Origin of the sequence: Microbulbifer rhizosphaerae (assembly GCF_014191725.1) — a bacterium.
Lineage (GTDB): Bacteria > Pseudomonadota > Gammaproteobacteria > Pseudomonadales > Cellvibrionaceae > Microbulbifer > Microbulbifer rhizosphaerae.
The window spans coordinates 1-1,621 of record NZ_JACHWZ010000067.1 but is presented as its reverse complement, the minus strand read 5'-3'; the positions used below and the strand labels follow the sequence as shown (position 1 = coordinate 1,621).

Here is a 1,621-nt window from a genome sequence, read left to right as displayed (position 1 = left end):
ACCCGGTAGTTGCATAAATTAATCGGATCTCAGTCATGAAACGCCTTGTTTTACAGGCTCGATCACGGACTCCATCAGTGTCACTGGAATTCACCGATAGTGAGATCCAGAGACACCGGAAAATCATGGAACTCACGCATAAAAAACGGCCTCGCGTTTGGTAAGATTGTCGGCACCACACCAGACAACAAAACCAAAGGAGACCGTTTGCGTGAAGTTTAGCAAAGCTGCCGTCCATCGTAAAACCCACGCCCTTCCCGCTCTCAAGTTCGAAGATCAAAAACTGACATCCTATGCCGGACTGGTACTGTTTCAATCGTTGTTCGCCAACCTGGGACTGAAGGAGCTGCTGACGCGTTGTTTCCGCCACCTCACCGTCAGTCCAATCTTTGGCCACGGGGTGGTAACCATGCTGTTGATTGTCCACTTACTGCTCGGCCATCGCCGGTTGCAGGACATGCGTTACTACCAGGACGATCCACTGGTAAAACGTCTGCTCGGCGTCTCTCGCCTGCCGGATGTCGCCACAGTGAGTCGCACGCTGGCCGGGATGGACGGGCGCAGCGTCGAGCAGTTGCGAGACGTCAATCGACAACTGGTGCTGGGGCGGCTGCAAGCATTGTGCCTGTCGCGCATCACGTTGGACTTCGATGGCTCGGTTATTGCCACTGGGCGCTTTGCCGAAGGCAGTGCGGTGGGCTTCAATCGCAAGAAGAAAGGCCAGCGCAGCTACTACCCGCTGTTCTGCACCGTCGCCCAGACTGGCCAGGTACTTGACGTCTGGCATCGTCCGGGCAACGTGCACGACAGCAACGGTGCGCAGGCCTTCATCGAAGCCTGTATCCGGGAAGTCCGAGCGGTACGACCGCGTTGCATCGTCGAAGTGCGTATGGACAGCGCCTTCTTTAGCGACGCCATCGTTGGCATGTTGGAAGCACTGGGCGTAGAGTTCACGATCAGCGTGCCCTTCGAGCGCTTCGTTGCCCTCAAAGACTTGATCGAGAACCGCAAGCGCTGGCGCAGCCTGAATGAGCGCTGGAGCTTCTTCGAGACGGATTGGAAACCGCAGAGCTGGCACCGGCGCCACCGATTTGTCTGCATCCGACAGCGCAACCGGGTGCAGTACAAGGAGCCGGTGCAGCTGAATCTCTTCATTCCCTACGAATACGGCTACGACTTCAAGGTGATCATCACCAACAAGCGGGTGTCGGCCAAAAAAGTGCTGACCTACCACAGCGGTCGCGGTGCACAGGAGGGTGTGTTCGCCGAGTTGAAATCGCAAACCCAGATGGACTACGTGCCGACGCGAAAGTTGGCCGGCAACCAAGTCTACGTGCTCGCCGCGGTGCTGGCGCACAATCTGAATCGAGAAATGCAGATGCAGTGTCTGCCCAAAGCGCGTAATACGACCGAGCGTCGCGCGCCGCTGTGGCAGTTTGAACAACTCGGCACCTTGCGACGCAAGTTGATTCTGCGCGCAGGGCGCCTGACCAGGCCGCAAGGGCAATTGACGTTGACGATGAGCGCCAACCCCGCTGTCAAATCCGAGCTGTTGCATTATTTGGATCGTTTGAAACATGCGGCTTGATCAAAAATCAGTGAAATTTATGCAATGATTGGG

General features: G+C 56.4%; 1 protein-coding gene. It reads left to right on the top strand.

Going from position 1 to position 1,621, the window contains the following annotated elements; all coding sequences use genetic code 11:
- Nucleotides 1-211: 211 nt before the first annotated feature.
- Nucleotides 212-1,588 carry an IS1380 family transposase gene (locus FHS09_RS22455; protein ID WP_183464137.1) on the top strand — a complete coding sequence of 459 codons (1,377 nt, stop codon included), beginning with the start codon at nucleotides 212-214 and terminating at the stop codon, nucleotides 1,586-1,588.
- The last annotated feature ends 33 nt before the right edge of the window (nucleotides 1,589-1,621 follow it).